The 16,745-nt window shown below is 33.8% G+C and carries 7 protein-coding genes; all 7 read left to right on the forward strand.

The annotated features are described in order from the left end of the window. The first annotated feature begins 96 nt into the window (after window positions 1-96). The 7 genes from M4I23_RS14380 (at window position 97) to M4I23_RS14410 (ending at window position 16,724) form a co-directional block, all read left to right on the forward strand. Entirely contained in the window at window positions 97-1,830 is a 1,734-nt protein-coding gene (locus M4I23_RS14380; protein WP_249754886.1) for a TlpA disulfide reductase family protein, read from the forward strand. A 409-nt stretch (window positions 1,831-2,239) separates the two neighbouring features. Beyond that, window positions 2,240-4,003, forward strand: a complete 1,764-nt coding sequence (locus M4I23_RS14385) for a T9SS type A sorting domain-containing protein (protein WP_249754887.1) — start codon at window positions 2,240-2,242, stop codon at window positions 4,001-4,003. Window positions 4,004-4,050: 47 nt separating this feature from the next. Beyond that, complete coding sequence (locus M4I23_RS14390; RefSeq protein WP_249754888.1) at window positions 4,051-6,966, forward strand: DNRLRE domain-containing protein; 2,916 nt, start codon at window positions 4,051-4,053, stop codon at window positions 6,964-6,966. A gap of 21 nt (window positions 6,967-6,987) precedes the next feature. Beyond that, window positions 6,988-9,387 (forward strand): T9SS type A sorting domain-containing protein, encoded by a 2,400-nt coding sequence (locus M4I23_RS14395; protein ID WP_249754889.1) that lies wholly within the window; start codon window positions 6,988-6,990, stop codon window positions 9,385-9,387. A 163-nt stretch (window positions 9,388-9,550) separates the two neighbouring features. Then, window positions 9,551-11,320, forward strand: a complete 1,770-nt coding sequence (locus M4I23_RS14400; protein WP_249754890.1) for a leucine-rich repeat domain-containing protein — start codon at window positions 9,551-9,553, stop codon at window positions 11,318-11,320. Window positions 11,321-11,732: 412 nt separating this feature from the next. Further along, window positions 11,733-14,600: a leucine-rich repeat protein gene (locus M4I23_RS14405; RefSeq protein WP_249754891.1), complete on the forward strand. Its 2,868-nt coding sequence runs from the start codon at window positions 11,733-11,735 to the stop codon at window positions 14,598-14,600. Between the two features lie 543 nt (window positions 14,601-15,143). Next, window positions 15,144-16,724 (forward strand): sialate O-acetylesterase, encoded by a 1,581-nt coding sequence (locus M4I23_RS14410; RefSeq protein WP_249754892.1) that lies wholly within the window; start codon window positions 15,144-15,146, stop codon window positions 16,722-16,724. Window positions 16,725-16,745 lie beyond the last annotated feature (21 nt).

Below are 16,745 nucleotides of genomic sequence, written 5' to 3' on the forward strand. Positions count from 1 at the left end.
AACATTTATAATGGCATTTATGTGTTTGTTTACTTCAGCTATTTGGGCAACCGATGAAACCGTGCCACTTAGTGGTAACATAAATAACTAGATGCTATGAAAATTGCTTTATTATCTTTTATTACTATTTTAATTACAGTTTGTGGTTTTGCGCAAAGAATTACTGTCGAAGATGCTGAATTTGATGACTTTTATTATAAGGCAGAAAACAAACCTGTTATAAAAGGGAAAGTTTTAAACCTTACAGAAGAAGAAATTAAAAATACTAAACTGGAATACTCCTTAGTTACTCCGTTTGCTCAAAATGAATCTCAAATTAAGAAATATGGTACACTTAATGCAGATGGAAGCTTTGAATTAGAAATTGATTATAACTTTCCCTATCAGCAAATTTGGTTGCATGTTGGGAAACTATTTTACGCAGGTGTTTATGCAAATTCAGATTTGTTCATAACGCTTGATGCCGACAGTTTAAGAACAAAGCGTACTTTCATGAATGGCCCAAGTATTACATATTCAGGAACGGATGGGGCAGTAAATACCTTACTAAATAATCATGTGCTTTTTAAACGAAAAAAGCAGTTATCCATAGGGAAAGCGATTTCAACGGTTCGAAGAAATAGAGATCTTGATTACGATACTTTTCTATCAAAAACAGACAGTCTTTACGACATACTTCATAAGATTGACGATCAATTTATAGAGAAGAATCCATCATCTTTCGGATGGATGATTAAGAATGAAAGACTGTCTGATTATTATGGAGGAATATGTATTAAGCACTGGAGCTCTACAACACCAAAAATTGACGATAAGCTGTTTGATAAAATTAAAAAACATAAACCGTATTTGGTATCAAATGATGCATCGAGCTATTATAATTACTTTTTCACCTACATAGAAAGACGAGCAGGAAAATATGATGGACTTGTTCTATATGATTTTAGAAATAACTCAAAACTTACCGAAACGGAAAGAATGGATATGTTAGAGTATTATCAATTAAAAAATTTAGCAAAGGCAAAAGCAAAAGAACTCCAGCCTTTTGACCCGACAAGACTCCACGAACTTACCAAAAGTTTATATACAGCGTTGAGTGATACTATAGTAGCTATTAGAACTCAAAAAACCATAAAATTTATTGATAGCTTATTTAGCGATAGTAAAGCCGATTTATTAAAACTTAAGTTATCTAGTAAAGATATTAATGAGCAACGTATAATTTTTGAAACTACATTAAAAACAGTAAATACTAAATGGTGTAGAGAAAAACTAGAGACAGGTTATAATGAAAGTCTGGCTAAGTTGAAGGCTATAGATAATATTTTAAAAGAAGAGAAACTTTTTGAATCAGATAAAAATATTGGAGAACCAATTGCAGAAATGCCTTTTGGAGCAAAATTATATAAAGTGGATTCTGGTAATGGCCAAGCGCTTTTATCAAATATAAAATCGGCGTTTAAAGGGAAGGCGCTTATTTTAGATTTTTGGGCAACTTGGTGTGCACCTTGCTTATCAGATATGCCATATAGTAAAAAATTGCATGATGAATTTAAAGATGATTCTGTTGAGTTTGTTTATTTATGCACTTCAAGTGGTTCTAGTATGAAGAAATGGCAAGCTAAAATTGCTGAATTTGAAATTGGAGGCACACATATATTTGTGGAATCTGGTATTGAAAGTGATTTAATGGGGTTGTTTTCTTTTAGTGGTTTTCCAAGCTATGCCTTTATTGATGCTCATGGAGATTATAAACCTGGAGCAATTAAAAGAATGTCGCATCTAGATAAAGAGGTCGTTAAAAAAATGATAAGTAAGAAAAAGAAGTAAACCCCCATGTTTAACAATGTATTAAGAACTATTTAAGTGTTTTAAATCAAAGAATGTAATTCTTTTTTACTTAAAAAGGTAAATAACTATCCAAAATATGCTACAAAAATCGCAGAGATGGAAGCTTTATAATTAGAGTAAATGATCGCCAATGATGATCCGTATCGTTTATGGAATCAACTACAGATTAATTAATATAAAATATTATCTTTTTTTAAAGTCTTGTACTCCATTAAGAGTACGAGGCTTTTTTTTTGAGGTTTTAAAAAATTAATAGTTTTATTGTTAATTTTTTGAAAAAATGTGATTTTTATTCAAAATGAATGATAATTTAAAGGGTAATCATCATAGTTTACAGATTTAGTTTTTATGAAATTGTAATATTACAATAACTAAATAAACTAAAACAATGAGAAAAAACTACACTTTAAAAAAAACATTCATAATGGTGTTTTTATGCCTTTTTACTTCTGCTATTTGGGCAACCGATGAAACCGTACCACTTGGTGGTAACATTCAAACAGCTATAAATAATGTGGCTTCTAGTGGAGGAGGTATAGTAACTGTAGCCACAGGGATTCACATTATAACCACCCCTATAAGAATGAAAAGTAATGTTACTCTGCAGGGCGAAGGGAATTGGGCTACGACTATTAAAACAAATACCGATATACAAGTTATTACAGCCGATGCTGAAGGGTTAGTTAATCTTGTTATTCAAAATATTAAAATTGAAGGCATTAATAGTGTGAGTGGTGGTGGTATACAAATAACATCACAAGGGGTCGATCACGATAATATTAAAATTTTGAATGTGCATTGTACTAAAACAGGTTGGGGCGTACATATTAAAGGCTGTAAAAATTTACTAATAAAAGATTGCTTGTTTGATGAAAATGGAGCAGTTAGTAAAGAAGGGTTTGCTCATAATTTATATTTAAGACGTGTTTATGATGCTGAAGTAAGAGATAGTAAATTTTTAAATTCTATTTCTGCAAATGGTATTAATATCTCGTATAGTGAAAGAGTGAAAGTCTATAATTGCGAAATGTCTGGTAATTATTTTAGAGGGATTCGAGCAGCTGTTACCGATGGGTATTTAGTACACGATTGTATTGTTAAAAATAATGGAGATCGAGGCATTTATGCCAATTCAGAGTCGGGTCAAACAGCAACGATTAATATTGATATTAGACGAAATTGTGTTTCAGGAAATACCCTAGAAGGTATCAAAGCCATTAGTGGTGTAACGGGAATAACTCAGGATAATAATTCTTATGGAAATGGTACAGATTATAGCTTCCCAAGTTCGGTAACTCAATTTGGGAATGTGTCTGACGCTAGTAGTAATTGCACATACAGTACATCTTCAACGGTTGGTCTTTCTGCAATAACAGTAGATGGTACGGTTGCTTTAAATTGGGGTGTAAATAATATTGATGCCGTTCGCCAAGATGTGTTTAGGGATACCGACTCCGATCCTAGTGGCCGACAATTAATAGCTGGTAATGTTAACGGTGAGGACTATATTGATAGCTCTATTGTTACAGGAGCCGCCTATTACTATTGGGTAAAAGTATCTGATGGTAGTGTGAGTTATAATTCAAATGTAGCAAGTCCAGAACCAGAAGCTTTAGCTCCAGCCGTAATTCTCACAGCCGAACCAGGAAATGGATTTGTTACCTTAAATTGGGAGTTGCAAGGTATTGATTTAGGTGATAGTGGTATACAAGGTGTGTTTAGAAAAGTAACGTCGGACGCCGGTGGGCGTAGTTTATTAAAAAACAGAATAAGTGGTTCAACCTATACCGATAATTCGGCAGAAAATGGTGTAAGCTATTTGTATTACCTTAAAGTTACAGATAAGGATGGCGTAGATCATAATTCTGAGGCTATCGAAGTAACACCTAGCTTAAGTTTATCTGTAGATGGTTTTTCAGAAAAACAAAGTAAAATAAAGATTTATCCTAACCCAACTTCAAACTATTTTACAATTTCGAATGCTTTAGATGCTAAAGTTGAGGTTTATAATTTAATAGGAAAAAAAGTGCTTTCAGAAATTGTTTTTTCAGATAAACAAACCATAGATATTTCTTCTTTACCTACTCAAGTTTATATCGTTAAAATTAATAATGAAAGTCAATCTTCAAGTTTAAAATTAGTGAAAAAGTAATCGCTAATTAAAAAACCCAATAACTAAATAACTAAATAACTAAACTAATGAAAAAAAAATACACTTTAAAAAAGCCAATATTAATAACGCTTTTACTATGTTTTTTTGGATTTGCTATGCAAGCACAATTTGTACATCCTGGAATTACACACAAAAAATCTGATTTAGACCGTATGAAGTATATGGTTGAAGCTCAAATAGATCCTTGGTATGCATCGTATCAAGATATGGTAGCTGATTCTAAATCTAGTTACGATTATGTTGTGCAAGGTGATGAAAGTTTTACTGAACTTGGCAGAGATTCAGGTGTTAATGAAGGTGCTTGGAATAGTGATATTAGAGCAGCTTATTACAATGCTGTTAAATGGTACATTACTGGAGATTCTAGGCATGCCGAAAAAGCGATTGAAATATTTAAGGCTTGGTCTAATTTAACATCGGTTACTAGTGGAGGTACAGATGCTTTAAGTGGTGGTATTGGTTATATAATGATTGAAGCTGCAGAAATTATTAAAAGCACCTATCCTGGTTGGGCAGCTACCGATTTACAAGCTTTTCAAGATATGTTGGTATATCCAGGGTATTCTTCTACGGTAGAACCATCAGGAAATGTTACTTTTTATTGGATGGCTTTTCAAGGTGATCCTGTACGTCATGGAAATCAAGGCTTATCGGGTTGGCGTACGGTTATGGCTATGGGTATCTTTTTAGATAATGAAAAAATGTACGACCGTGCCTATCGATATATAACGGGAGAGTTGGATCTTCATTTAAGTGATATAGCCTATCCAGCAGGTCCTAACACCAGTACATCTATAAAAACCTCAAATGATTATTATGAGGATTGGAACATAAGTAGAGGGTATACAATTCCTAATTATGGTTATAATGAGGTTATGACTAATTATATTTGGGAAAATGGACAATGTCAAGAAAGCTCAAGAGACCAACAACATACAGCTTTCGGAATAGGTTTATTGACTTCTATGGCAGAAATGGCATGGAATCAAGGTGATGATTTATATAGCCATGAAAACGATAGGTTGCTCCTGGGGCTAGAATATAATATGCGATATAATGTTTCTGCAATTCAAGATTATCCAGACCAACTAACACCATGGGAGCCCACAGTAGCCTCAGATGAGTTTATTCAACAATTTGAAAGAACAGGACGTTGGTATTCAAAAACCATAAGTCCAGTTGGTATTGGTGAATTTGCAGGAGTTAGAGAAGTGTTCGAAATGCCCGTAGCACATTATATAGGTAGAGGTTTTAAAACAGAAGCAGAAGCAAAATGGACATTGCGTGCACGCGATAAAGCTATTGATTTAAATGGTTACGAAAAGGCAGGATGGACTAACGATGCAATTGGTTGGGGCGGACTTACAGCACGCAGGCCAGTGTATTGTTATGGCGATCCTATTTCTGGTTTCGATGGAAATGGGTTACCTGTTTACGATATGAATTTTGCTGAAACAACCATAGAAGCTGAACATTTTGATTATGATCCTTTACAGAATGGAGAAGGTCGTGTTTATCATGATGTTACTGCATCAAATGCAGGTAATGCTTATAGAACTTTTGATGGTGTAGATATTGATACGAATACAAGTGGTGGATACTATATTTCTTCAATAGAATCTGGCGAATGGCTTACATATACTATTTCGGTTCCAGAAAAAGCTATTTATAAAATAGATGTTAATTATGCAGCCTCTCAAGCCGGAGCAACCATGAAATTTAGTTTTGGAGGCGAAGAGAAAACAGGTGATTTAGTGGTGCCTTTTGGATCACCAAACTCAACGAGCGCTACCGATTGGAAAACGGTAACCATTGCCGAAGATATTATTTTGGAGCAAGGTGTTCAAAGTTTTAAAATACAATTTAGTGGAACCTCGAATGCTTTTAATTTAGATAATTTTTCAATAGCTAAAACGGGTATTGCACCAAGCGATCAAACCATTCAGTTTTTTACAATTTCAGATAAAGTTGTAGGAGCAGCAGATTTCGATCCAGAAGCTATTGCAAGCTCAGGCTTAGCTGTAACTTATAGCAGTTCAAACACTGCTGTGGCAACCATTGTAAATAGTAAAGTGCATGTTGTTGGTGTTGGTACAGCAACTATAACCGCTAACCAAGCAGGCGATGCTACAAATAATGCAGCGCCTAGTGTATCTCAAGATGTGCGTGTGGTTGCTGCTGTTGAAGGGACTATGACTTTAAACGTATTAGCAGATACTTACGTAAGAGATGGGGGGAAAGCTAATAATAATTATGGTTCCGATGATAATTTAATAACAGTTGCAACTGGCCGTTATGGCTATTTAAAGTTCGATTTAAGCTCGGTTCCTGGTACAATAATATCTGCCAAACTAAGAATATACCAAAGAACAACTTTTAAATTTTTACGCGGTATTTATGATGTTGCCGATGATAGTTGGGAGGAAGGTGTAATTACTTGGAATAACAAGCCATCGTTTGAAAATGAACGCGCACGTATTACAACTAATTCAGCTTGGAATGAATGGGATATTTCTTCATATGCAGCTCAAGAATATAATAATGATAAATTAATTACAGTAGTTGTTAAAGATCCAATAGATCCTGCGGCTAGTGCGAAAGGTATTGATTTTCGTTCTAAAGAATTTGACTCAGGTAGTGTTGCGCCAGAATTGGTTATTGAATATGCTAGTACTACCCTTGGTGTTGATGATGAAGATATAGTTATAGGGATGTACCCAAACCCTGTATCAAATACACTTAATCTTTCATTGGGCTCAGCGAGCTTAAATTTAAATGAAACCAGTATTAAGGTTTTTGCTTTAAGTGGTCAGAAAGTTATGGAGACTAAAGTAGATTCTATAAGTTTTAAGCTAGATGTATCGAAATTAAACAGTGGTATTTATATGCTGATGATTTCCGATTCATCGAAAAATATTACAAGGAAAATAGTGAAGTTATAAATTCAACTAAAAAACTAAATATTGAAAAAAAAACTACAAGTAACTAAAATAGTAGCTATATGCATGGCTTTTATAAGTGTGCATATAGCAACGTATGGACAAACTGTAAATTCAATGGCAGAACTAATGCCTTATCTGGATGATGATGGTGTTACTGTTGTAATGACACCAGGAACCTATTCCATTACAGCAGAAGATATTGATAATGGTTTATACGGAACCGTAAACCCTTTATTTGCAGATACGACTATATTACTGGATTTTATAGGTTCAAATAGTACATACGATTTTACAGGAGTAAAATTAAATATTGATACGGTAGTTTTTACAAAATTTGGAAGCAACCACGTAAATGAAATACAGGTAAGAGGATCTAATGTACTTATTAAAAATCTTACTATGGAAGATATTGGGTGGACTAAACCTAATAAAACAGCTTTAGGAATAGGGGTAGACGGTATTGGAAATACCTTAGAAGGTATTCATCTTACAGTAAGAGGGTCTTTCCCGTACGGTTATGGCGATATGTTTGGAAAAGGATCTGGGTCGGTAATTGGACATAATAAACATGCTGCCATTTTAGTCCGTGGAGAGAATAACACAGTTAAAGATTGTACCATTATGCATTATGCGTATGGTCACGGTATTTTTGTGCAAGGCGGTATTAATACCACAGTTGAAGGTTGTTACTTGGAAGGAGAACTACGAACTACCGATGATGTTTTGGCAGAAGCAGGAACAGGGTCTCCAGCCGATTTAGTGGATTTTGTTACCGTTTATAACGCCGATAGTGCTAATGGTATTCCTGGTTATAAAGTGCCAGCAGGTTGGATGTTTAGTAAACAAGAGGATGGTATTAGAGCATACAATACGGGGCCCCATTGGTTAACTGGAGAAACAACTAATACCTCTAATATGAGTGTTATTGATTGTACTGTTAAAAGATTTAGATCTGGTGTTGTAATAGGTTTTGCAAACAATACTAAATATGTGGAAAACTGTACAACCATTGAGTGCGAAACACAATACAGCATGGGTAGAGATGCCACAGTAATAAATTCAAGAGGTGATACTAAATACGGTCCTTTATATGTAGATGAGTATGACAATAGTAATTCTCAAAATAATACAATGAATTTTACGGTTCTTAATAATAATGGTGCTTATGGCAATGATATGTTAGCATTTATTGGAGGTAATGATCATGATATTACTTTTAGAAATACTGTGCCTTTTGATGATACCCAAATGGATATTGTGCTATCGGGCGTTCGTAGAGGACTAAGATTTAGTTCGGGCAGTGAAGCAAGTTTTTCTTCATCTGGTGTGGAAATTCATAACAATACAAACAACCCAATAATTAGCGAAAATCAAAGTTCTAATAATATTATTGAATCTTGCGGGATTGTAACAGATACGGGAACAAATAACACCATTAATCCAATAACTTGTGATGCAGGCCAAACAACAACTAATGTGTCCGTAACTTGGGTGTCAATTGCTCCATATAGTTTAGAACTTAATGTTGAAGAAACACAACAATTAACAACCGTTGTATATCCTATAAATGCAACCAATACGAATGTCTCTTATGTTATTGACGATCCTTCTATAGCATCAATAGATGCTAACGGAACAGTTACAGCTCTTAAATTAGGATCTACATTTGTTAATGTTATTTCAGAAGATGGAAATCTAATTGATACCAGTTATATAAACGTTAGTTATTCTACTGCAAACAATTTAGCGTTAGCTACAAATGGAGGTGTCGCAACACAATCAACTACTGCTTATGATGGTGTGGCAAGCAGAGCTAATGACGGAGATATAAATGGTAATTATGGTGATGAATCTGTATCACATACTGCCCATGGGCTCGATGGATCTAACACACTTAAATGGTGGCAGGTAGATTTAGGTGTCAACAAAACAATATGGGATATTATAATATATAATAGAACAGGTGGTACTTATGGAGACGCCCTAAATAATTTTACTGTTGAAGTAATAAATGATAATAACGTTGTGGTATTTACGAAAATTTTCATATCACCTCCAAGTCCAACACTTATTATAAACGCAGGAAATGTTGTGGGGAAATTTGTTAAAATTTCAAAAACCTCTGATGATGGACTTCAGCTTGCTGAAGTTGAAGTGTTCGGAACAAGCACATTAAGTGTTGAAGATAATATAGTAAGTACTATTAAAATATATCCAAATCCAGTAAAAGATTCATTCCGTATTACTGACAGTGCAGATGCTGTTATGGAAGTTTACAGCATGCTTGGTAAGTTATTAATGTCTCAAACCATTAAGCGTAACCAACATGTAGTAGATGTAAGTACTTTAATAAGTGGGTTTTATATTGTTAAAATAAAAAAAGATAACATGGTTTTTACTAAAAAAGTTATAAAAGAATAGCGTTTTAAAAGTAAGAAAATAACTTCTTTTAACAATAAATACGCTTGTTTTGATTATAAAGGAGCGTTATTTTATAGGGTTAAGGTTATAGTTTATAGATTTTTTATGTTTTTTTTAACATATTGGCAGTACTAAATTTAACTAATCTAAAATTTTATTTATTATGAAAAAAACATTACTATTATTTATTACAATTTTAACAATAACGTTAGCAGGTGCGCAAGCAGTTGGTGATGTATTTACAGTTGACGGTATTAATTATATTGTTACAGCTGCTTCTCCTAATAATGAAGTTGCAGTAACAGGAATGGATACTCCAATTGCAAATATTGTAATTCCTGCTACCGTAATAGAAAATATTACAGGATCGAACTACACTATGAATGTTTTATCTATAGGAGAAAGTGCATTCAGTGGAGTGGCGGTAATAACCTCTGTTATGCTTCCCTCTTCAGTTGTTACTTTAGATAATAAAGCATTTGAATTGACTAGTTCATTGACAACAATAAACCTTGAAAATGTTGTTACATTTGGTGGTTCTGTATTTGCTCAGTCTGGTATTATAGCTGCTGATCTTTCTAGTGCAGTTTCACTTGCAGGGGGTTATGATTTTTATTTTTGTGCATCTTTAGTTGATGTCACTAATTTTTCGAGCGCAACAACAATAGGTAATGGTGCGTTTAGAAGAGTAACTAGTCTTGGGGAACTAAATATTCCAAGTTCTGTTAACTCAATTGGGAATCAACTTTTTAGACAAATGAGCAGTTTAACTCAAGTTCAACTTAATTGGGGAGATCCTGCTAATGATGTTACAATAGATTCAAATACAAATGTATTTGGAAATATTGATCCTCTTGAAATAAAGTTTTATGTACCAGTTGGTACTAAAGCCGCTTATGAAGCTATTTTTCCATGGAATCTAGCTCTTCCTGCTAATATTATAGAAGGCGATATGCCTGAATCAACAGTAGGTAATACATTTACGGTTGCTGGTATTAATTACACAGTAACAAGTGATGATCCAAAGGAAGCTAGAGTGTCTGGAGTAGATATGCCTATGGCCGCAATCACAGTTCCTCTTACTGTTACAGATCCCGGTAATTCAGAAGTTTATGATATTACTTCTATTGGTGGTGGTGCTTTTTTAGAGGATGCAACTGTAACATCTGTAGTGCTTCCTACTTCGGTAACTTTGTTGAGTAGCGATGCTTTTAGCGGATGTGTTAATTTAGAAACAATAAACCTTGAGAATATTGTTACAATTGAAACTCAAAATGTGTTTTTTAATTGTCCAAAACTTACGACTGCAAATCTTGCTGCAGCAACTTCTATAGGTAATTTTGCATTTCATAATATAGACGTAGGAGATAATGTACTTTCATCTATTAGCATACCTAGTATGGTAACTATTGGTGGGTCTTCATTTAGAACAAGTAATATATCTTCTATAGATATTCCAGCGACTGTTACTTCTATAGGAAGTAGAGCGTTCAGAGATTGTATGTCTTTAACAGCTATACAAGTAAACTGGGCAGCAACAGATATTCCAGTACTTGTTGGTGATGTGTTTGAAAATTTAACAGCTAGTGGTATTACATTATATGTGCCAACAGGTACAAGTGGTGATTATGCCGCTGCCGATGTTTGGAAAGATTTTAACATTGTAGAAGGTACATTAAGTTCAAAAAGCATAGCGCTAGAATTAGGTTTTACTATGTATCCAAATCCTACAAATGGTATTGTTAATGTTCGAAATAATAATAATACAAATGTAGCTATTACGGTTTATGATTTAAACGGTAGAGCATTGTTAAATAAGAAAGTAACAAATACAACGTCAGAAATAAATATAACTAATTTAGCATCTGGTGTCTATTTATTTAAAGTAAAATCTGAAAATGGAGAGTTTGTAAAGCGTATCTTAAAGCAATAAGTTTATAATTATTTAAAATAAAAAAGCTGTTTCAATTTAGTAGTTGAAATAGCTTTTTGTTTTAACTTATTTTTCAGAATCAAGAAGCGTTTTTAACAAATAATGTTATAAGTATGTATTGAAATCGAGTATCACAATGTGTTTATTCTTTCCGATACATCGAAAAATATTATTAAAAAAATAGTGAAGTTGTAATTCGTATTAACTAACCAATTTATTCACTATTTAAAGTGAGAAGTTCTATCAAATTTATTTGGTGGAATTTTTTTATGTAAGATTTTTTTACTGTTTTAAGAGGTTTAAACTTCTATAAAGCAATAATTTAAAGTGATAAAGCAATAATTTATAGAATTAACTCTTGGTTAATAGTAATATTACTACTGACTAAATATTAACAATTAAACTAAACTAAATGGATGTTAAAATTACTTTTATTAGAACCAATTTTTTATCCCAAAGAAGGCTACTATTCGCTTTTTTATTTTTTGCTATAGCTTTTTCTGTGCAAGCACAATTTGTGCATCCAGGTTTAACGAATAAATTAAGTGATTTAGATCGCGTAAAATATATGGTTGAAGCACAAGTGGACCCTTGGTATACTTCATACCAAGAAATGATTTCCGATTCAAAAGCAAGTTATAATTATACTGTACGTGGAGATCAAAGTTTTACGGAACTAGGGAGAGATAACGGTGTAAACTATAATGCATGGAATGATGATATTAGAGCAGCTTATTATAACGCTATTCAATGGTATTTAACTGGAGATACAAGACACGCAGAGAAATCGGTTGAAATATTTAATGCTTGGAATAATTTGCAAGATGTAACTAGCGGTGGTACTCAGGCTTTAAGTGGTGGAATTGCTTATATTATGATAGAGGCTGCCGAAATTATTAAGAGCACTTATACAGGTTGGTCTGAAAGTGATATTCAGGACTTTAAAGATATGTTAGTTTATCCTGGATATTCAACTACAGCAGAGCCTTCGGGTATATCTAGAGTTTCTGGATCTTTTTATTGGCAAGCTTATCAGGGCGATCCTGTAAGACACGGTAACCAGGGTTTAGCTGGTTTTAGAGCGGTAATGGCCATGGGTATTTTTATGGATAATGAAATAATGTATGAGCGTGCATTGCGATACATACAAGGTTTACCACATCGTCCAGACGATCTTCCTTACCCAGCAGGACCGCCACAAGCTACTACAATTTCTAATGAAGGAGATTATGAAGATACTTATAATTACACTGTGGGCAATTCTATTGAGGATTTTGGATATAATGAAGTGATGACTAATTATATCTATGATAATGGACAATGTCAGGAAAGTTCACGAGATCAACAACATACTTTTTTTGGAATAGGTAATTTATGTGCCATGGCAGAGATGGCATGGAATCAAGGAGATGATTTATACAGTCACGTTAATGATAGGTTGTTGCTAGGACTAGAATATTCTTCAAAATATAATGTGTCTTATCTTCAATCATACCCAGACCAGACTACGCATTGGATTCCAACCGTTGAATCCGGTGAATTTATGCAACGTTTTAATGCTTCACAACGCGTATACTCTAAGTTAATTAGCCCAACACATGTTGGAGGATACATTGGTGAGCGACCAGTCTTAGAAATGCCTTTAGCACATTATTATGGCCGAGGTTTTAAAACTATAGACGAAGTTAAGTGGACAGCAAGAGCTCGTGATGTTGCTATCGATCAAACAGGATACGAGGCTGCTGGACATCAAAATGGAGCCATAGGATGGGGAGCGTTAACGTCCCGTAGACCAGAAGGCTGTTATGGAGAACCAATAAGTGGGTTTGATTTAAATGGCTTACCAGAGTATGCCATGAATGTATTGCCAGCAACTCTTGAAGCAGAGAATTTTGATTATTCACCAGTTTCTGGAGAGGGTAGAACATATCATGAAACAACAGTATCTAATAATGGAGGTCAATACAGAGTAAATGAAGCAATTGATATAGAAGAATGCGATGAAGGCGGCTATAATGTGAATGCTATAGCAGATGGAGAATGGTTGACTTTTACTGTATATATTCCGGAGACAAAAAATTATGGTATTTCTATGAGATATGCTTCTGATAATGCATCTGGTACAGTTCAGTTGTTATTTGGAGGTAATGATAAAACAGGATTTGTTTCTATGCCATCAACTGGCGGAGTGCAAGTTTGGCAAGATTTAACATTGATAGAAGAAGTAGAGTTAACTAAAGGCGTGCAAAGCATGAAAGTGTTGGTGGGAACAGGTGGTTTTAATATTAATAACATAACGGTATCATTGCCAAAAGCAGAAACAGTAGGAGATGTTTTTATACTTGATGATATTGAGTATACTATAACAAATTTAGAACCTAATCAAGTTGAAGTTTCTGGTAGTACATTAACAGAACTATCTATACCTTCGATAGCGTTAGATCCCTTAACAGCTAAAAGTTATACGGTAACAGCAATTGGATCAGAGGCCTTTATCGATAATACAATATTAACCTCTGTAATACTTCCGGATACAGTTGTTTCTTTGGGTTCTAAGGCATTTAGTGGTGCCAGTTCATTAGCATCTATAAATCTTGAAAATGTGGTTACATTTGCTGGTAGTGAGTTTGGAAATACAGCTCTTACTTCTGTAGATCTTTCTAATGCCATTAATATTGGTGGGTATTCTTTTTACTCGATTTCAACTTTAACGAGTGTTACTATGCCCGTTGTAGAAATAATGGGAAATGGTGTGTTTAGAAATTCTGGAATTACAAGTCTTAATCTTCCAAGTTCTCTTACTTCTATAGGAAATCAACTTTTTAGACAATGTGATGATGTAAGAAAGATTCAAGTTAACTGGACAGATCCTGTTAAGGATGTTGCCATTGTAGTGGCAAATGCGTTTGGAAATATTGATCCTAGTCTTATCACTCTATACGTACCAGTAGGAACTAAAGATATTTATCAGGTTACGGAGCCATGGTCACAAATTCCAGTAGCCAATATAATAGAAGGAGTTTTAAGTATAAATGATTTAGAACAAGAACTAGGTTTTACTATTTACCCTAATCCAACAAAAGATATGCTTTCAATAAAAAGTAAACAACTTGAAAGTGCAGAGGTTATTGTTTACGATTTAAACGGAAGAGTTTTATTGAGTAATGATATAAGTGGAGCATCACATGAAATCAATATATCTAGTTTTTCTTCAGGTGTTTATTTACTTAAGATTAAAGTTGAAAATAGCGAGTTTGTTAAACGTATTATAAAGAAATAGCCGCTTTTTAGAAAGGAAATAGCCTTTTTATATTCATTAATAAAAACAGCATTGAGATCATTCTTAATGCTGTTTTTTTATACATGATATATCATTTACATCAAAAAACGATGCTTTATAAGAAATAAAAAAGCTGCCAAAATATTCTATTGAAAGATATAAACTAAAGAATTTTTTGAGGTTATTCTTATTGAAAAATTTTTAAATATTGAAAAGAGTGAAATTCTTTTTTCAAGCTCTAAATAGCATTTTTAATTCAAGAAAAATTATTTTTATTAGTCTATTTCGAATCTTAAAAATATTTTTCATGTGTTTTTTATTTAAAAAATAGTGCTGGTATTTATGTTGTAATTTCAATACAATCCTTTCGGAAATTACTTCAGAAACCTTGGCTTTTAATATGTAAATGTGCAATATGAATCATTGTTTATAGTCTAAGGGTATGGAGTTATAGTCAAATTCTGTTTTTTTTGCCAAATTGCAGTATCTAGCGTAATAATAGTGTTACGCTTATTTTGAATAAAAAGGACCATGAAAATAAGTATGAAACTCTTAGCAATTTTAATTATTTGTTTACCGATATCTGCATTTGCAGATGTAAGCTTAAATAGTTTATTTTCCGATCACATGGTAATACAGAGGGATACAGAAGTACCTATTTGGGGTTGGGCAGATCCTAATGAAATTATTACGGTTGAAACAAGTTGGGGAGCATCGGTACAAGTTATTACTAGTTTAGAAGGCACGTGGCGAGCAGACATAAAAACACCCGAAGCTGGAGGGCCACACACAATAACTGTTTTTTCAAAAAATAAAATTGTTATAAATGATGTGTTATCTGGAGATGTTTGGATTTGCACGGGGCAGTCTAATATGGATTTTTCCATGTCGAAATTTTTGCGTGATTCAAGAGACCCAAAACACCAACCGCTAGTAGAATATATTCGTAATGAAGTTGCTACTGTTAATGATGATTGGATTCGCCATATTGAGGTGCCTCAAGCGACATCATTATATGAAAAGAAATTAAATTTTGAAGACCATTGGAGAAGTGCTAATCCAGAACAAATCGGAAAAATCTCTGCAACAGGTTACTTTTTTGCAAAAGAATTACGCAAGCATGTAAATATACCTATCGGATTGTTAGAATGTTCATGGGGTGGAACAAAAATTCAACCATGGATTTCAGAAGAAGCCTATATGGCCGATCCTAATATGAAAGCTTATTTTGAAGCTAGCCGAAAAGAATCGATGGAAACCATTAAAATTATGGATACCAAAGGTTATGTAGATACAGTTTACGAAACGCAAGTAGCCGAATGGACTGCTAAAGGTGAAAAAGGTAAAAAACCAAAGCCAACAGTAGATCCTCGAAATGACAGACAATTGCCAGCATCGGATTATAATGCCATGCTTTCAGCAATAATTCCATACGCTATAAAAGGTGGTATTTGGTATCAAGGAGAAAGTAATGCGGAATTTATGCCAGATGAATATGAAGAATATTTTACTGCCATGATAAATAGTTGGAGAGCAGAATGGGAGCAAGGCGATTTTCCGTTTTACTGGGTGCAGTTAGCAGCTTGCAAACGCGGTAATGATAAAGCCGATAAAGGCTGGGCAACGGTAAATGATGAGTTACGTCGCACGCTAAAATTACCAAACACAGGTATGGCCGTTTTATATGATATTGGAGAACCTAAAGATATTCACCCTCATAATAAAATGGATACAGGGAAACGCTTGGCTTTATGGGCATTAAAAAACGATTACAATATAGATATTCCTGTGGTAAGCGGTCCTTTATACAAATCTATGAGCGTGGAATCTAATAAAATTAAAATAGAATTTACTGAAACTGGTTCGGGTTTAATGGTTGGCAATAAAACACTTCTAGAAGATGCAGTTTCTGTTAAGGAGCCTTTAAAATGGTTTGAAATTAAAGGTATAGAGGGTGTTTGGAAACCTGCTGATGCAAAAATCACTTCAAGCAATACTATTGAAGTTTGGAGTAATGCTGTGTTAAAACCTAAGCAAGTACGATACGCATGGTCTGCAAATCCAAAAGGAGCCAATTTGTATAACAAAGAAGGACTTCCTGCTGCTGTATTTTTAACTGAATAAAATTAGAAATAAAAATTAAAT

The organism is Algibacter sp. L4_22 (assembly GCF_023473045.1).
Taxonomy (GTDB): Bacteria; Bacteroidota; Bacteroidia; order Flavobacteriales; family Flavobacteriaceae; genus Algibacter.

Excerpts from the sequence above, each read along its gene's own strand:
- M4I23_RS14385 (WP_249754887.1), top strand. The coding sequence starts at position 2,240 with ATGAGAAAAAACTACACTTTAAAAAAAACATTCATAATGGTGTTTTTA.
- M4I23_RS14390 (WP_249754888.1), top strand. The coding sequence starts at position 4,051 with ATGAAAAAAAAATACACTTTAAAAAAGCCAATATTAATAACGCTTTTA.
- M4I23_RS14400 (WP_249754890.1), top strand. The coding sequence starts at position 9,551 with ATGAAAAAAACATTACTATTATTTATTACAATTTTAACAATAACGTTA.
- M4I23_RS14380 (WP_249754886.1), top strand. The coding sequence starts at position 97 with ATGAAAATTGCTTTATTATCTTTTATTACTATTTTAATTACAGTTTGT.
- M4I23_RS14405 (WP_249754891.1), top strand. The coding sequence starts at position 11,733 with ATGGATGTTAAAATTACTTTTATTAGAACCAATTTTTTATCCCAAAGA.
- M4I23_RS14410 (WP_249754892.1), top strand. The coding sequence starts at position 15,144 with ATGAAACTCTTAGCAATTTTAATTATTTGTTTACCGATATCTGCATTT.